This window comes from Burkholderia contaminans, assembly GCF_029633825.1.
In the GTDB taxonomy this organism is placed as follows: Bacteria; Pseudomonadota; Gammaproteobacteria; order Burkholderiales; family Burkholderiaceae; genus Burkholderia; species Burkholderia contaminans.
Map to the genome: position 1 here is coordinate 2096533 of NZ_CP090641.1, position 15997 is coordinate 2112529.

15 protein-coding genes and 1 riboswitch are annotated in these 15997 nt (G+C 67.7%); of the genes, 12 read left to right on the forward strand and 3 right to left on the reverse strand.

Annotated features, from left to right (window positions below; genetic code table 11):
- Window positions 1–19: 19 nt before the first annotated feature.
- The 8 genes from LXE91_RS27050 to arsH all read left to right on the forward strand — a co-directional run bounded on the left by LXE91_RS27050 (window position 20) and on the right by arsH (window position 9122).
- Window positions 20–1312, forward strand: a complete 1293-nt coding sequence (locus LXE91_RS27050) for a TolC family protein (RefSeq protein ID WP_039354000.1) — start codon at window positions 20–22, stop codon at window positions 1310–1312.
- A gap of 11 nt (window positions 1313–1323) precedes the next feature.
- Entirely contained in the window at window positions 1324–2865 is a 1542-nt protein-coding gene (locus tag LXE91_RS27055; RefSeq protein WP_039354004.1) for an efflux RND transporter periplasmic adaptor subunit, read from the forward strand.
- Window positions 2862–6068 carry an efflux RND transporter permease subunit gene (locus tag LXE91_RS27060; protein ID WP_039354006.1) on the forward strand — a complete coding sequence of 1069 codons (3207 nt, stop codon included), beginning with the start codon at window positions 2862–2864 and terminating at the stop codon, window positions 6066–6068. Before LXE91_RS27055 ends, LXE91_RS27060 begins: the two co-directional genes overlap by 4 nt.
- Window positions 6065–6433, forward strand: a complete 369-nt coding sequence (locus tag LXE91_RS27065) for a copper-binding protein (protein WP_039354008.1) — start codon at window positions 6065–6067, stop codon at window positions 6431–6433. The genes LXE91_RS27060 and LXE91_RS27065 overlap by 4 nt, the downstream gene beginning before the upstream one ends.
- 131 nt (window positions 6434–6564) lie before the next feature.
- Window positions 6565–6897: an ArsR/SmtB family transcription factor gene (locus LXE91_RS27070; protein ID WP_039354011.1), complete on the forward strand. Its 333-nt coding sequence runs from the start codon at window positions 6565–6567 to the stop codon at window positions 6895–6897.
- Window positions 6894–7964: an ACR3 family arsenite efflux transporter gene (gene arsB / locus LXE91_RS27075; protein WP_039354013.1), complete on the forward strand. Its 1071-nt coding sequence runs from the start codon at window positions 6894–6896 to the stop codon at window positions 7962–7964. The genes LXE91_RS27070 and arsB overlap by 4 nt, the downstream gene beginning before the upstream one ends.
- 20 nt (window positions 7965–7984) lie before the next feature.
- Window positions 7985–8407, forward strand: a complete 423-nt coding sequence (gene arsC, locus LXE91_RS27080) for an arsenate reductase (glutaredoxin) (RefSeq protein ID WP_039354016.1) — start codon at window positions 7985–7987, stop codon at window positions 8405–8407.
- Entirely contained in the window at window positions 8400–9122 is a 723-nt protein-coding gene (gene arsH, locus LXE91_RS27085) for an arsenical resistance protein ArsH (RefSeq protein ID WP_039354601.1), read from the forward strand. Before arsC ends, arsH begins: the two co-directional genes overlap by 8 nt.
- An 81-nt stretch (window positions 9123–9203) precedes the next feature.
- Here arsH and LXE91_RS27090 read toward each other — a convergent pair whose 3' ends face one another.
- Window positions 9204–10214, reverse strand: coding sequence for a sodium:calcium antiporter (locus tag LXE91_RS27090; RefSeq protein WP_039354019.1), 1011 nt, complete (start codon window positions 10212–10214; stop codon window positions 9204–9206).
- A 73-nt stretch (window positions 10215–10287) separates the two neighbouring features.
- Window positions 10288–10463, reverse strand: a riboswitch (yybP-ykoY riboswitch).
- 120 nt (window positions 10464–10583) lie between these two features.
- Between LXE91_RS27090 and LXE91_RS27095 the strand changes: the two genes are divergently transcribed.
- The 4 genes from LXE91_RS27095 (at window position 10584) to LXE91_RS27110 (ending at window position 13667) form a co-directional block, all read left to right on the forward strand.
- Entirely contained in the window at window positions 10584–10859 is a 276-nt protein-coding gene (locus LXE91_RS27095) for a metal/formaldehyde-sensitive transcriptional repressor (protein WP_039354022.1), read from the forward strand.
- A gap of 12 nt (window positions 10860–10871) precedes the next feature.
- Window positions 10872–12149 (forward strand): CDF family Co(II)/Ni(II) efflux transporter DmeF, encoded by a 1278-nt coding sequence (gene dmeF, locus LXE91_RS27100; protein ID WP_039354024.1) that lies wholly within the window; start codon window positions 10872–10874, stop codon window positions 12147–12149.
- 2 nt (window positions 12150–12151) lie between these two features.
- Complete coding sequence (locus LXE91_RS27105; protein WP_082139547.1) at window positions 12152–12337, forward strand: DUF1289 domain-containing protein; 186 nt, start codon at window positions 12152–12154, stop codon at window positions 12335–12337.
- 121 nt (window positions 12338–12458) lie between these two features.
- Window positions 12459–13667: an MFS transporter gene (locus LXE91_RS27110; RefSeq protein ID WP_039354029.1), complete on the forward strand. Its 1209-nt coding sequence runs from the start codon at window positions 12459–12461 to the stop codon at window positions 13665–13667.
- Here the strand turns inward: LXE91_RS27110 and LXE91_RS27115 are convergent.
- A complete protein-coding gene (locus LXE91_RS27115) occupies window positions 13664–15085 on the reverse strand; it encodes a heavy metal sensor histidine kinase (RefSeq protein WP_039354032.1) in 1422 nt (473 codons plus the stop codon). The two genes, LXE91_RS27110 and LXE91_RS27115, sit on opposite strands and share 4 nt — an antisense overlap.
- The gene (locus LXE91_RS27120; RefSeq protein WP_039354035.1) at window positions 15082–15753 is read right to left on the reverse strand and encodes a heavy metal response regulator transcription factor; all 672 of its coding nucleotides are present in this window, start codon (window positions 15751–15753) and stop codon (window positions 15082–15084) included. Before LXE91_RS27120 ends, LXE91_RS27115 begins: the two co-directional genes overlap by 4 nt.
- Window positions 15754–15997: the final 244 nt, after the last annotated feature.

Genomic DNA, 15997 nt, shown 5'->3' on the forward strand with positions numbered 1-15997 from the left:
CCGCCGTTGGGGTTCAACCATGTCATTCCATTTCGGCACGCCGCTTGCGCGGCGTGCGCGTCGGCGCGCGCCCATGCTTTGGGCGGCGCTGCTGGTGGCGGGCGTCGTTCACGCGCAGCCATCGCCGTTCACGCTGGACGCCGCGCTGCAGGCTGCCACCGATCATTCCGCTTCGATGCAGGCCGCCCAGGCGTCGGTGCACGCGAGCGCGGAGGCGGCCGTGAAGGCCGGCCAGCTGCCCGACCCGATGCTCAAGGCCGGCATCGACAACCTGCCGGTCAATGGCGGCCAGCGCTTCACCGTCGGCCAGGACTTCATGACGATGCGCCGCATCGGCATCGAGCAGGAGTGGGTGTCCGGCGACAAGCGGCGCCTGCGCTCGGCGCTTGCCAACGAGCAGGTCGGGCGCGAGCGCGCCGGCTATCTCGCGCAGCTCGCGAGCGTGCGCCAGCAAACCGCGACGGCATGGCTGAACGCCGTCTACGCGAAGCAGGCGCTCGCGCTGCAGCAGGCGCTGCTCGATCACATGAACCATGAGCTCGAAGCGACGAAGGCGTCGTATCGCGGCGCGAAGACGAGTGCGGCCGACGTCGTCCAGGCGCGGGCGATGCTCGCGCAGACGCAGGATCAACTGCTGAAAGCGCAGCAGGTCTACCAGACCGCGCTCATCGCGCTGTCGCGCTGGACCGCCGTGCCGGTTGGCGATGTCGCCGGCACGCCGCCCGCGCCGGAGTCGTTCGTGTCGTCGCTGCCGCCGGACGAGCTGCGGCTGTCGCAACCGGCGCTGATCACTGCCGCCGACGATATCGCGGTTGCCGAAGCGGATACCGCCGTCGCGAACAGCGAACGCAGCCCGAACTGGACCTGGGAAGTCGCGTACCAGCAGCGTGGCGGCGCGTATTCGAACATGGTGTCCGTCGGCGTCACGATCCCGCTGCCGCTCAATCGCAAGAACCGCCAGAACCGCGACGTCGCCGAAAAGGCCGCGCTCGCGACGAAGGCGCGCCTGATGTACGAGGACACGCTGCGCCAGGTGCAGGCCGATATCCGCACGCAGTCCGCGATGCTTGCGAGCGGTCGTGCGCGCATCGCGAATCTCGGCGACGCATTGCTGCCCGCCGCCGACCAGCGCGTGCAACTGGCGAACGCGGCCTACCGCGCGGGCACCGGCTCGCTCGCCGATACGTTTGCTGCCCGCCGCGCGCAACTGGATGCGCAACTGCAGATGCTCGATCTCCGGCGCGAGGTGTCGCTGACCTGGGCGCAGCTCGAATACCAGGTCGTGCCGTCGACGCTGGCCGCCGCGCAATAAGGGAGAACGACATGACGAAGCAAACATTGGCCCGCGCGGCCGTGCTGGCGTTCGCCGGTGCCGTGCTGCTCGGCACGGGTTATTTCGTGGGCGCCCGCCATGCGGCGAAGGCCGCGGCGGCAACGGACACCGCCGTTGCCGCCTCGACGTCGCCCGGCAATACCGACCCCAAGACCGGCCGCAAGGTGCTGTACTGGCACGACCCGATGGTGCCGAACCAGCACTTCGACAAACCGGGCAAGTCACCCTTCATGGACATGCAGTTGCAGCCCGTCTATGCGGACGAAGGCGGCGGCGCGTCCGGCATCCGGATCGATCCGGGCCTGCAGCAGAACCTCGGCATCCGCTATGCGACCGTGCGCAGGCAGCAGACGGCGGCAGGATTCGATGCGGTGGGCACCACGCAGTTCGACGAATCGCGCGCGGATGTCGTCCAGTCGCGCGTGACCGGCTACATCGACCGTCTCTATGCGCGCGCACCGATGCAGCGCATCGCGAAAGGCGCGCCGGTGGCGTCGCTGTTCGTGCCCGACTGGCTCGCGCCACAGGAGGAATACCTCGCGCTCAAGCGCGGCGGGATGGACGCCAGCCTGCTCGATGCGGCGCGCGCACGGATGCGGGCGCTGTCGATTCCCGACGGCATGATCGCGAGCCTCGATCGCACCGGCCGCGCGCAGACGCACGTCGTGCTGAGCGCGCCGGAAACCGGCGTCGTCAGCGAACTGAACGTGCGCGACGGCGCGATGGTCGCACCCGGTCAGACGCTCGCGAAGATCGCCGGGCTGTCGACACTGTGGCTCATCGTCGAGGTGCCGGAAGCGCTCGCGCTGAACGTGCAGCCGGGGATGGCGGTCGACGCGACGTTCGCGGGCGATGCGGCACAGCATTTCACCGGACGCATCCGCGAAGTACTGCCCGGCATCAGCACGAGCAGCCGCACGCTGCAGGCGCGCGTGGAGATCGACAACGCGGCGCTGAAGCTCACGCCCGGCATGCTGATGCGCGTGCGGGTCGCCGCGCGGCAGAGCGTGTCGCGCCTGCTCGTGCCGTCCGAAGCGGTGATCGCGACCGGCAAGCGCTCGATCGTCATCGTGAAGAACGGCGATGGCCGGCTGCAGCCCGTGACGGTGACGACGGGCAACGACGTCGGCAGCGACACCGAAGTGCTTGGCGGACTGAGCGAAGGCGACACGGTCGTCGCATCGGGACAGTTCCTGATCGATTCCGAGGCGAGCCTGAAAAGCGTGCTGCCGCGGCTGGAAGGCGGCACCGGCGCGAGCGCGGCAGCGACGCCGAAAGCGTCGACGCCGACCGCGGCAGCGCCGATCTACGAAACCACCGGCAAGGTCGAACAGGTCACGGCCGACGACATCACGTTCTCGCATCAACCCGTTCCCGCGCTCGGCTGGGGCGCGATGACGATGGCGTTCGGCAAGCCGTCGGCCACCGCGTTCCCGGACGTGAAGCCGGGCCAGACGGTGCGCTTCGCGTTCACGCAGGGCGACGACGGCTACCGGCTGACGAAGGTCGAACCGCAGGGAGGCGAACGATGATCGCGCACATCATTCGCTGGTCCGTCCGCAACCGGTTCCTCGTGCTGCTCGCCACCGTGCTGATTGCCGCGTGGGGCGTTCATTCGCTGCGGCAGACGCCACTCGATGCACTGCCCGACCTGTCGGATACGCAGGTGATCGTGAAGGCGTCGTATCCGGGCAAGGCGCCGCAGATCGTCGAGGATCAGGTGACCTATCCGTTGACGACCACGCTGCTCGGCGTGCCCGGTGCGAAAACCGTCCGCGCGTATTCGTCGTTTGGCGACGCGTTCGTCTATGTGCTGTTCGACGACCGCACCGATCCGTACTGGGCGCGTTCGCGCGTGCTCGAATACCTGAGCCAGGCGCAGAGCCGGCTGCCTGCCGGCGCGACGGTGTCGCTCGGGCCCGATGCGACCGGCGTCGGCTGGGTGTACGAGTACGCGCTCGTCGATCGCACCGGCCGTCACGATCTCGGGCAACTGCGCGCGCTCAACGACTGGTTCCTGAAGTTCGAGCTGAAGGCCGTGCCTGACGTGTCCGAAGTCGCGAGCATCGGCGGCATGGTGCGGCAATACCAGGTCGTGCTCGATCCGGACAAGCTGCGCGCGTACGGCATCACGCAGGCGGAAGTCGCGACCGCGCTCGGCAACGCGAACCAGGCGTCCGGCGGTTCGGTCGTCGAGCTGGCCGAGTCGGAGTACATGGTGCGCTCGACCGGCTACCTGCGTACGCTCGACGACTTCCGGCACGTGGTGCTGCGCACGAACGACGCCGGCACGCCGGTGTTGCTCGGCGACGTCGCGCGCATCCAGGTCGGCCCGGCGATGCGGCGCGGGATCGCGGAACTGAACGGGCAGGGCGAGGTGACGGGCGGCGTCGTCGTGATGCGTTCGGGCAAGAACGCGCTGACCACGATCGATGCGGTGAAGGCGAAGCTGGCCGACCTGAAGCGTTCGCTGCCGCCCGGCGTCGAGATCATCACGACCTACGATCGCTCGCAGCTGATCGAGCGCGCGGTGGGCAACCTGAAGGACAAGCTGATCGAGGAGTTCGTGATCGTCGGGCTCGTCTGCGCGGTGTTCCTGTTCCACCTGCGCAGCGCGTTCGTCGCGATCCTGTCGCTGCCGCTCGGCGTGCTGGCCGCGTTCATCGTGATGCGCTACCAGGGCGTGAACGCGAACCTGATGTCGCTCGGCGGGATCGCGATCGCGATCGGCGCGATGATCGACGCGGCGATCGTGATGATCGAGAACGCGCACAAGCATCTCGAAGCGTACGACCACGCGCATCCCGGCGAACCGCTCACGCCGGCCCGACGGTGGGAACTCGTCGCGACGTCGGCCGCGGAAGTCGGGCCCGCGCTGTTCTTCTCGCTGTTGATCATCACGCTGTCGTTCATTCCGGTGTTTTCGCTGGAGGGGCAGGAAGGCAAGCTGTTCGCGCCGCTGGCGTTCACGAAGACCTACACGATCGCCGCCGCCGCCGGACTGTCGGTGACGCTGGTGCCGGTGCTGATGGGTTATCTCGTGCGCGGCCGCATTCCGCACGAGCATGCGAACCCGATCAACCGCGTGCTGATCCGCGCGTACCGGCCGCTGCTCGAGGCGACGCTCAGGCGCCCGTGGGTTGCAATCGGCATCGCGGTCGTCGCGCTCGTGCTGACGGCCGTGCCGGTGTCGCGGCTCGGCGGCGAATTCATGCCGCCGCTCGACGAAGGCGACCTGCTGTACATGCCGACCGCGCTGCCGGGCATCTCCGCCGACAAGGCGAGCGAACTGCTGCAGCAGACCGACCGGCTGATCAAGACCGTGCCCGAGGTCGACACGGTGTTCGGCAAATCGGGCCGCGCCGATACCGCGACCGATCCCGCGCCGCTCGAGATGTTCGAGACGACGATCCGGTTCAAGCCGCGCAGCGCATGGCGGCCCGGCATGACGCCGGAGAAGCTCGTCGACGAACTCGATCGCGCGGTGAAAGTGCCGGGGCTGTCGAACGTACGGGTGCCGCCGATCCGCAACCGGCTCGACATGCTGTCCACCGGGATCAAGACGCCCGTCGGCGTGAAGATTTCCGGGCCGGACCTGGCCGGGATCGACGCGATCGCGAAGCAGGTCGAGGCCGCGGTGAAGCCCGTGCCGGGCGTGACGTCCGCGCTCGCGGAGCGGCTGAACGGCGGCCGCTACATCGACGTCGACATCGACCGGCTCGCCGCCGCGCGCTACGGGCTGTCGGTGGCCGACGTCCAGTCGGTCGTGTCGACGGCGATCGGCGGCGACGATGTCGGCGAGGTGATCGCGGGGCGTGAGCGCTTTCCGATCAACGTCCGCTACCCGCGCGAGGTGCGCGATTCGGTCGAGAACCTGCGGCAACTGCCGGTCGTCACCGCGCGCGGCGCGCAGATCCGCCTGGGCGACGTCGCGCGCATCGCGATCGCCGACGGCCCGCCGATGATCCGCAGCGAGAACGCGCGACTGTCCGGCTACGTGTACGTCGACCTCCGCGGCACCGATCTGCAGAGCGCCGTGCGCGCGATGCAGCAGGCCGTCGCGCGGCAGGTTGCGTTGCCGCCCGGCTATTCGATCGCGTGGTCGGGGCAGTTCGAGTATCTCGAGCGTGCGGCGGCCAAGCTGCGCACCGTCGTGCCGGTGACGCTCGTCGTGATCTTCGTGCTGCTGTTCCTCACGTTCGGCTCGGCGGCCGATGCATTGCTGCTGATGTCGACGGTGCCGTTCGCGCTGGTCGGCGGCTTCTGGCTCGTGTGGGCGCTCGGCCATGCGGTGTCCGTCGCGACATCGGTGGGCTTCATCGCGCTGGCCGGCGTGGCCGCCGAGTTCGGCGTCGTGATGCTGCTGTACCTGAAGGGCGCGCTGCAGCGCCGGCTCGACGCCGGCGAACCGCTGACCGATGCGCTGCTGCTCGACGCGATCCGCGAAGGCGCGGTGCTGCGCGTGCGGCCCAAGGCGATGACGGTCGCCGTCGTGCTCGCCGGCCTCGTGCCGATCATGGTCGGGCACGGCGCCGGTTCCGAGGTGATGCAGCGCATCGCCGCGCCGATGGTCGGCGGCATGGTCACCGCGCCGCTGCTGTCGATGTTCGTCATTCCCGCCGCATGGCTCCTGCTGCAGCGCCGTCGTGCGCGAAGCGCGGGTCATGGATGGCATTCCGAAGCAGTTCCCCACGGCACGCACGTGCCATCCCCCCCAACCGGAGAAACCCGATGAAGAAACTGATTACCGTTACCGTTGCTGCCGCCGTTCTTGCTGGCGGCACGTTCGTCACCCCCGCCTTTGCTGCCGGCGACATGGCCGGCATGGACATGTCCGGCATGAAGATGTCGTCAGGCGGGGCAACCGAATCGAGTGCCGCGCTGACCGACGCCGAAGTGAAGAAGGTCGATGCCGCGAGCGGCAAGATCACGCTGAAGCACGGCGCGCTCGAGAACGTCGGGATGCCGCCGATGACGATGGCGTTCAAGGCGAAGGACGCAGCGATGCTCGAGCACGCGCATGCGGGCGACAAGGTCAAGGTGCGGATCGAGAAGGTCGACGGCACGCTGACGATCGTCAAGCTGGTGAAGGCGTCCTGACCTGACGATGTGCCGGTGCGTCGCCTGTCCGTGAGGCGGGCGGCTGCACCGGCGCCAGGCGTGCGGGGCCGGAGGCGGTTATATTTCAACGATACTTGAAATGTTGAAATGAAGCCGCTATCCTTCGCGCCATGGACTCCAATCTCGTCGTGCGCGCCCTGGGCGCGCTTGCGCATGAAGCGCGCCTGGCCATTTTTCGTGCGCTGGTCGTGGCCGGGCCCGAAGGGCTGCCGGCCGGCGCGATCGCCCAGCAGATCGGGCTGTCGCCATCGAGCCTGTCGTTTCATCTGAAGGATCTGGCGCACGCCGACCTGGTCACCGCGCGCCAGGACGGCCGGTTCATCTATTACGCGGCGAATTTCGAATCGATGAGCGGGCTCATACGGTTCCTGACCGAGAACTGCTGCGCCGGCGCGGCCTGCGGCGTACCGGCAGCACCCGACTGTTGCGGAGGCGGCGCATGACCGGCTCGAACATTGCGCGGCCGCCGGCCGTGGCGGCCCCGCCCGCCATCGGTTTCTTCGAGCGCTACCTGAGCGTGTGGGTCGCGCTGTGCATCGTGCTCGGCATCGCGCTGGGCCAGGCGCTGCCCGGGCTCTTTCAGCACATCGGCCGCATGGAATACGCGCAGGTCAACCTGCCCGTCGGGCTGTTGATCTGGGTGATGATCGTGCCGATGCTGGTCAAGGTCGATTTCGGCGCGTTGCACGAGGTTCGGCAGCACGTGCGGGGGATCGGCGTGACGCTCGTCGTGAACTGGCTCGTCAAGCCGTTTTCGATGGCGCTGCTCGGCTGGCTGTTCATCCGGCAGCTATTTGCGCCGATGCTGCCCGCCGACCAGATCGACAGCTATATCGCCGGCCTGATCCTGCTGGCCGCCGCGCCGTGCACGGCGATGGTGTTCGTGTGGAGCCGGCTGACGGGCGGCGATCCGCTGTTCACGTTGTCGCAGGTCGCGCTGAACGACAGCATCATGGTGATCGCGTTCGCGCCGCTGGTCGGCCTGTTGCTGGGGATGTCCGCCATCACGGTGCCGTGGGCGACGCTGCTCACGTCGGTCGTGCTCTACATCGTCATCCCGGTGATTCTCGCGCAGGTGTGGCGCAGGCTGTTGCTCGCGAAGGGGCCGGCGGCGTTCGACCGCGCGATGGCGAAGATCGGCCCGTGGTCCATCGCCGCGCTGCTGGCCACGCTGGTGCTGCTGTTCGCGTTCCAGGGCGAGGCGATCCTGAAGCAGCCGCTGGTGATCGCGCTGCTCGCGGTGCCGATCCTGATCCAGGTGTTCTTCAACGCAGCGCTCGCGTACGGGCTCAATCGCCTCGTCGGCGAGAAGCACAGCATCGCGTGTCCGTCGGCGCTGATCGGCGCGTCCAATTTCTTCGAGCTGGCCGTGGCCGCCGCGATCAGCCTGTTCGGCTTCCACTCCGGCGCCGCGCTCGCGACCGTCGTCGGCGTGCTCATCGAAGTGCCGGTGATGCTGCTCGTCGTGCGCGTCGTCAACCGCTCGAAGGGCTGGTACGAGTGCGCGTGAAATCATTCAGGAATCCGGAAATGACCGACATCACGATCTATCACAACCCCGATTGCGGCACGTCGCGCAACACGCTGGCGATGATTCGCAACTCGGGCGTCGAGCCGCGCGTCGTGCTTTACCTCGAAACGCCGCCGAGCCACGCAGCGCTGCGCGCGCTGATCGCGGCGATGGGCGTGCCGGTGCGCGACGTGCTGCGTCGCAAGGGGACACCCTATGACGCACTCGATCTCGACAATCCGAAATGGAGCGACGACGACCTGATCGGCTTCATGGTCGCTCACCCGATCCTGATCAATCGCCCGATCGTCGTCACGCCGCTCGGCACGCGGCTGTGCCGCCCGTCCGAGCAGGTGCTCGATATCCTGCCCGATCCGCAGCAAGGGCAGTTTGCGAAGGAAGACGGCGAAATCGTGATCGATGCGGAGGGCCGGCGTGTCTGAGCGATTGAACGATCTGCCGCAACTCGATGCCGCGCTCTTTCATGTGCCGGACGCGAGCCGGCTGCAGCCCGCGCAGCCGTCGACCCATCCGCCTCGAATCGTCCTGCTCTACGGGTCATTGCGTACGCGCTCGTTCAGCCGGTTGCTGGTCGAGGAAGCGGCGCGGTTGCTGGCGGCGATGGGCGCCGAAACAAGGATCTTCAATCCGGCCGGCTTGCCGCTGCCCGACGATGCGCCCGACGACCACCCGAAGGTGGCCGAGTTGCGCGAGCTCGTGCAATGGTCGGAGGGCATGGTGTGGTGCTCCCCCGAGCGGCACGGCGCGATGACCGGCGTGATGAAAGCGCAGATCGACTGGATTCCGTTGTCGGTCGGCGCGGTGCGGCCGACGCAAGGCAAGACGCTGGCGGTCATGCAGGTCAGCGGCGGATCGCAATCGTTCAACGCGGTCAACCAGATGCGCGTGCTCGGACGCTGGATGCGCATGCTGACCATCCCGAACCAGTCGTCCGTCGCGAAAGCGTTCATGGAATTCGGCGACGACGACCGGATGAAGCCGTCCGCGTATTTCGATCGCGTCGTCGACGTCATGGAGGAGCTGGTCAAGTTCACGCTGCTGACGCGCGACGTGGGCGCGTACCTGACGGACCGCTACAGCGAGCGCAAGGAAAGCGCCGAGCAACTGTCGCAGCGTGTGAACCAGGCGCGCATCTGAATCGCGTGCGGTCTGGCGGCGCGACGATGCTTCGTTCGCGCCGGGCAGCGGAATCATGCCCGGCGCGGCCGTCGAGCAAGCTCAGCGCGCCAGCGTCAGGACCAGATACCCCGCATACCCCGCGCCGTTCGCCAGCAACGCCCAGATCGCGAGCCCGCGCGTGCGTGCATTGACGCGCAGCCACGCCGCCGCCGCGAGCGTGATGATCACGCCGGTCAGCACTTCGGGGCGCGGCTCCCACGGCGTCAGCATGATGCCGATCGCCGGCAGCAGCGTGCCCTGGAACACCATCGCGCCGGTGATGTTGCCGAACGCGAGCGTGTCCTTCCTGCGGCGGATCCACAGCACGCTGTTGACCTTCTCCGGCAGTTCCGTCGCGATCGGCACGATGATCAGCGACAGCAGCAGCGCCGATACGCCGAGCACGTGCGACACGCCTTCCACGCCGTGAATGAAGCCCTTCGCCCCACCGACCAGCAGCGCGACGCCGAGGAGCAGTTGCAGCGCGATCGTCGCGAGGTTGGTCGGCACGCCCAGGCGCGACAGGAACATCGTGTGCGGCGCTTCGGTGCCGTGCCCGGCATCGACGAGCTGGTTCGACGCCCGGAACGTCATCACGACATACATCGCGTAGATACCGACCAGCATCGCCGCGAGCAGCGCGCGCACGGCCCAGTTCTGATGCGGGACGAACATCGCGGCGGTGGCCAGCGAAAACGCGGCGAGAAAGTAGTTCATGTCGCGCACGAAGCCCGTGCGCTCGGGCGCGATCGTGCCGCGCAGCCCGCGCGAGCGGATCACGGCGAGCGTCATCAGGAAGGTGGTGAGCGTCGCGAGCATCAGCGGTGCGCCGAGAATCGCGCCGACGCCGATCTCCTCGTTCACGGCCTGGTTCGCCGTGCCGCCGGCGAGCGCGAGCAGCGGCACCATCGTTTCGGGCAACGCGGTGCCGACGGCGGCGAACAGCGAACCGGTGACGCCTTCGGAAATCTTCAGGCGCTCGCCGAGATGTTCGAGTGCATTGGTGAAGACCTCGGCGGCGACGAGGATGACGACCAGCATGAACGCCAGTTCGAGGAACATGAAAGTCATGCGGCACCTCCGCAGGCATGGGCGCGGACGGCGGCGAAACGCGGGGAGAAGGCGGCGGGAAACATGGGGACTCCGTGGTCGGACGCTGACAAACCATGGCGCATCCGCCGACGTCCGACCAGGAACGACGCGATGCGCCCATGGTCTCGCCAGGCCGATCAGGCTGAACGCGCCACGGCCGCAGGCCGAGTGTGTTGACGCGTTCGCTTTCCGGGGACGGAAAGCAGGCTACTCCCCAAAGACGAAGGGCAGTCTAGACGAGCGGATGGCTTTCGACAAGCCTTCATCTCGAAAAAATATACCCCTCTCCCCTATAGGGGCAGCGCTCCGGATATATACTCCCCCTCCCTATCCAGGAGTCAGTCGGCGATGAGCCATACCGTTCGTGAAAAACAGAAGCTGCTGAACCGCGTGCGCCGCATCAAGGGCCAGGTCGAGGCGATCGAGCGCGCGCTCGGCGAAGAGCGCGGCTGCAACGAGGTGCTGCAATTGATCACGAGTTGTCGCGGTGCGATGAACGGGCTGCTGGCCGTCGTGCTGGAAGACCACATCCGCGAACACATGGTCGATGCACATGGGCCGGATGAGCACGAAGGCAGCGCGACCGAGCAGCTGATCGACGTGGTGCACAGCTATTTCAAGTAATCGGGGCGGAACATGAGCAATTTCATCGATGACGCGTTCGGCGCGGGGCACGACCATATCTTCCTCGGCGCCGCGCACGAGCAGAACGAGCGGCGGACGTGGATGGTGATCGGCCTGTGCTCGGCGATGATGGTGGTCGAGATCGTCGGCGGCACGCTGTTCGGGTCGCTCGCGCTCGTCGCCGACGGGCTGCACATGTCGACGCATGCGGGCGCGATGCTGATCGCCGCGCTGGCCTATACCTATGCACGCCGGCATGCCGACGATCCGCGCTTCGTGTTCGGCACCGGCAAGCTGGGCGACCTGGCCGGGTTCACGAGCGCAATCGTGCTCGCGATGATCGCGATCCTGATCGGCTACGAGGCCGTCGCGCGATTCCTGTCGCCGGTGCCGATCCATTTCGGCGAGGCGATTCCGATCGCGGTGCTCGGCCTCGGGGTCAACCTGGCGAGCGTGTGGCTGCTGAGCGGTGGACATCACGGGCACCATCACGGGCATCACCACGGGCATGACCACGGCCACGCGCACGACGATCACGCGGACGAAGCCATGCGGGTCTTCTCGCAAGCCGGCGCGTTCGACGTATCGGTGTTCGAGGACGGTGTGCCGCCGGTGTTCCGGATCGCGCCGGCAGCCGGCGAGTCGAGCGTCGACGGGGTTTCCGCATCGATCACGACCGTCCGTCCCGACCAGTCGCGACAGCATTTCACGATGGTTGCGCGGAACGGCTTCCTGGAATCGCGCGAGACCATTCCCGAGCCCCATGCGTTCGATGCGATCGTGACGCTGAACGGCAACGAGCACGCGCTGACGTTCGTCGAACACGATCATCACGAAGGCGTGCACGCCGCCGCGGCCCGCGATCACAACATCCGGTCCGCCTACGTTCACGTGATCGCCGATGCCGCCGTGTCGGTGCTGGCCATCGTCGGGCTGCTGCTCGCGCGTGCCTTCGGCTGGGTCTGGATGGATCCGCTCGCGGGCATCATCGGCGCACTCGTCATCGCGAACTGGGCGTACGGGCTGATGCGCGATACGGGCGGGATCCTGCTCGACGTCAACGTCGATCGCAAGCTGGCGGAGCGTGTACGTCACGCGATCGAGGCGCTCGGCGACAAGGTCAACGATCTTCACGTGTGGCGGGTCGGGCCCGGGCACATGAGCGCGATCGTGTCGGTCGAAACACGCGACGCCGCGCGTGACGCGCGGTTCTACCATGCGCTCGTCGCGCGCTTCGACGGCGTTTCCCACGTGACCGTCGAAGTGATGGCGCCGGCGAAGGCGGCCTGATCGTGGCCGTGAAATCGCCATGCGTCGAGCTGTGCGCGTTCGACGGCCGCACCGGATTCTGCGTGGGCTGCCTGCGCACGCGCGACGAGGCGCGCGACTGGAAGAAGATGACCGACCATCGCCGGCACCAGATACTGAACGACCGCACGCGCCGGCAAGCGAAGATCCGGCGCGAGACGACGGAATAGGGCGGCACAAGGTGGCATAAAGCCGGCGTGCGACAACCGGTGCGTGCGGTTTCGTCGCGGGGCGCAGTAGTATGACGAGCACCGGCATCCAGCGTCGGCAAGCCTGAACCGGGAGCAGCCCATGCAGACCGAAACGTCGCCCCGCATTCTTCGCCAGATTCCACGCAGCGTCTGGGTGCTCGGGTGCGTCAGCCTGCTGATGGACGTGTCGTCGGAGATCATCCACAGCCTGTTGCCGATGTTCCTGATGGTGGGACTCGGCGCGAGCGCGACCGCGATCGGCGTTATCGAGGGAATCGCCGAGGCGACGGCACCGGTCGTCAAGGTGTTCTCCGGCACGCTGAGCGACTACCTGCGCAATCGCAAATGGCTGGCCGTCGCCGGATACGGGCTCGGCGCGCTCAGCAAGCCGTTGTTCGCGCTCGCGCCGACGATCGGCGTCGTCGTGACCGCACGGATCGTCGACCGGATCGGCAAAGGAATCCGCGGCGCGCCGCGCGATGCGCTCGTGGCCGACATCACGCCGGTTCACTTGCGCGGTGCAGCCTACGGGCTGCGGCAGGCGCTCGACACCGTGGGCGCGTTCCTCGGGCCGCTGCTGGCCGTCGTCATCATGTTGGCGTGGCACGACGACTTCCGCCTCGCGTTCTGGCTGGCCGTGATTCCCGGCGTGCTGGCTGTGGCGCTGCTCGCGTTCGGCATCGAAGAGCCGGCGCGCGCGCCGGGCGACGTGCGCGTCAATCCGATCCGCCGCGATGTCGTCGCGCAACTCGGCGCCCGCTACTGGTGGGTCGTCGCCGTGGGTGCCGTGTTCGCGCTGGCGCGCTTCAGCGAGGCGTTTCTGGTGCTGCGCGCGATGGGCAGCGGGGTGTCCGTCGCGCTCGTGCCGCTCGTGATGGTGGCGATGAACGTCGTGTACGCATGGTCGGCCTACCCGTTCGGCAAGCTCGCCGACACGACGAGCCACGCGAAACTGATGGTGGCCGGCCTCGTCCTGCTGATTGCGGCCGATATCGTGCTGGCACACGGCACGCACTGGGGAATCGTACTCGTCGGCGTCGCGCTGTGGGGGCTCCATATGGGGATGACGCAAGGGCTGCTCGCGACGATGGTCGCGCAGGCCGCGCCGGCCGATCTGAGAGGGACGGCGTTCGGCGTGTTCAACCTGGTCAGCGGCGTCGCGACGCTCGTATCGAGCGTCGTCGCAGGATTCCTGTGGGATCGGGTGGGCGCCGCGGCGACGTTCTATGCAGGGGCCGCGTTCAGCGCGGCGACCATCGTGTTGCTCGTCTGCTTGCGCACTTCATTCGGCGCCGGCCAGGCGCACTAGCACGCAATCTGGCGCGTGGTGCCGCGCGGAAAGTACAGCGCGAACGTCGTGCGCCCGTCGCGGCTCGCGACCTCGACCTTGCCGCGATGCAGCTCCGTGATCGACTTCACGATCGCGAGCCCGAGCCCCGCGTTGCGCGCCGCGCCGTGCCGCGACGAATCGATGCGGTAGAAGCGTTCGAAGATCCTGTCGACCTGTTCGGGCGGAATCGCGGCGCCGCGATTCGAGACTTCGACCACCGCGTAGCTGCCTTGCATGGAAACGGCCAGTTCGATCGTCGACGCGGCTTCCGCATGTTCGAGTGCGTTCGACGCGAGGTTGCTGACGGCACGCCGGAACAGCGTCGCATCGGCGACGACCGGCGCTTCGCCGTGCACGTCGATGCGCACGCCGGCTTCGTCGGCCAGCGCCTGGAAATACGATGCGAGCCGGCGCAGTTCGCTGCCGGCGTCGAGCTCGGTGGTCTTCAGGTGCTGCCGTGCGTTATCGGCGCGCGCGAGGAACAGCATGTTCTCGATCATCCGCTGCAACCGTTCGCATTCCTCGATGTTCGAATCGATCAGCGCTTCGTATTCCTCGGTCGTGCGCGCGCGCGACAGCGTGACCTGCGACGAGCTGATCACGTTGGCGAGCGGCGTGCGCATGTCGTGCGCGAGATCGGACGAGAACTGCGACAGCCGCACGAACGCGCGTTCGAGGCGGTCGAGCATCCGGTTGACCGACGTCGCGAGTTCACGCAGCTCGACCGGGCCGCCGCGCGCGTCGAGCCGTGCGTTCAGGTTGTGCGCCTCGATGCGCGACGTCTGCCGGCCGAGGCTCTCGACCGGGCGCAGGCCGCGCGACGCGACCGCGTAGCCGAGCGCGCCGACCAGCAGCGCGCCCGCGGCCGCCGCGAGCCAGATGTCGACGCGATAGCTTTCGAGCAGCGACTGGCGATCGGTCGCCGTGCGGGCGAGCGCGACCTGGATCGCGTCGCCGGACGGCAGCGTGGCGCGTGCATACACGCAGCGCGACGTGCCGATGCCGGGCGGCGCGCACGTGAACGGGATGCCGGTCGCGCCGGCCGGATGCGGCGCGGCGATCACCGACGCCAGCGTATTGCCGGCTTCGTCGGAATGCTCGACGAGCGCACGGTTCCGCGCATCGTAGATGCCGAGATACACGCCCGGGTGCGACAGCAGCACCTCATGAAACACGGCCGGATCGGCCCGCAGCGCGGCGATCGAGCCGCTCGCGCGTGCGAGCTGCAGGAACTGGTTGAGCTTGCCGGAGATCTCGATGTCGTCGCGCCGCGTCAGCTCGGCGGACAGCGAGCGATACAGGTACGCGCCGGTCAGCGCGAACACGAGCGCGGCGACGACGGCGAACGCGAGCGTCAGCCGCCGCAGCAGCGAATACGAGGCCGGGTGCTGCGTCACGAACGATCCTCGAGCACGTAGCCCATGCCGCGGATCGTGTGGATCAGCTTCTTCTCATACGCGTTGTCGATCTTCGCGCGCAGGCGCTTGATCGCCGCGTCGACGACGTTCGTGTCACTGTCGAAATTCATGTCCCAGATCTGCGACGTGATGAAGGTGCGCGTCAGCACTTCACCCTCACGCTCGGCGAGCAGCTGCAGCAGCGCGAATTCCTGCGCGGTCAGGTCGATGCGCGTGTCGGCGCGGCGCACGCGGCGGCGGATCAGGTCGACTTCGAGATCGGCGACATGCAGGATGTCGCGCACGTTGCGCGGCGCGCGCCGCAGCAGCGAGCGGATGCGCGCCAGGAACTCGGCATACGCGAACGGCTTGAGCAGGTAGTCGTCGGCGCCCAGTTCGAGCCCGGCGACCTTGTCCTCGATCGCCTCGCGCGCCGTGAGCAGCAGCACGGGCGTCTGCTTCTGCGCGCGCAGCCGCTTGACCACCTCGAAGCCGTCCAGTTCCGGCAGCATCACGTCGAGCACGATGAGATCGAAATCCTCGTGCAGCGCGAGGAACAGCCCGTCCTTGCCGTTTTCCGCGACGTCGACCGTGTAGCTCGCCTCCATCAGCCCCTTTCGGAGGTACGACGCCATCTTGGGTTCGTCTTCGACTATCAGTATCCGCATGGTGAGGCAGGCCGTCCGTGATTCATCCGTGATTCCAGCCGGTCAGTGTAACGCGTGAGCTTAGGGCGCCGCGCGTGCCCGAAGCGTGACCGCGGGATGACGGAATTGTCATGAAACCGCGGTCATGTTTCGGCCATGTCGTCGTCACCGCGGCGACGATAAGCTGCGGCCGTCGTGTCCCCGGAGCGCGCCGTCGTGGCGCTGCGCCGGCCCATCCGGTCGTTGCCTGCGTGATTCCGCATCC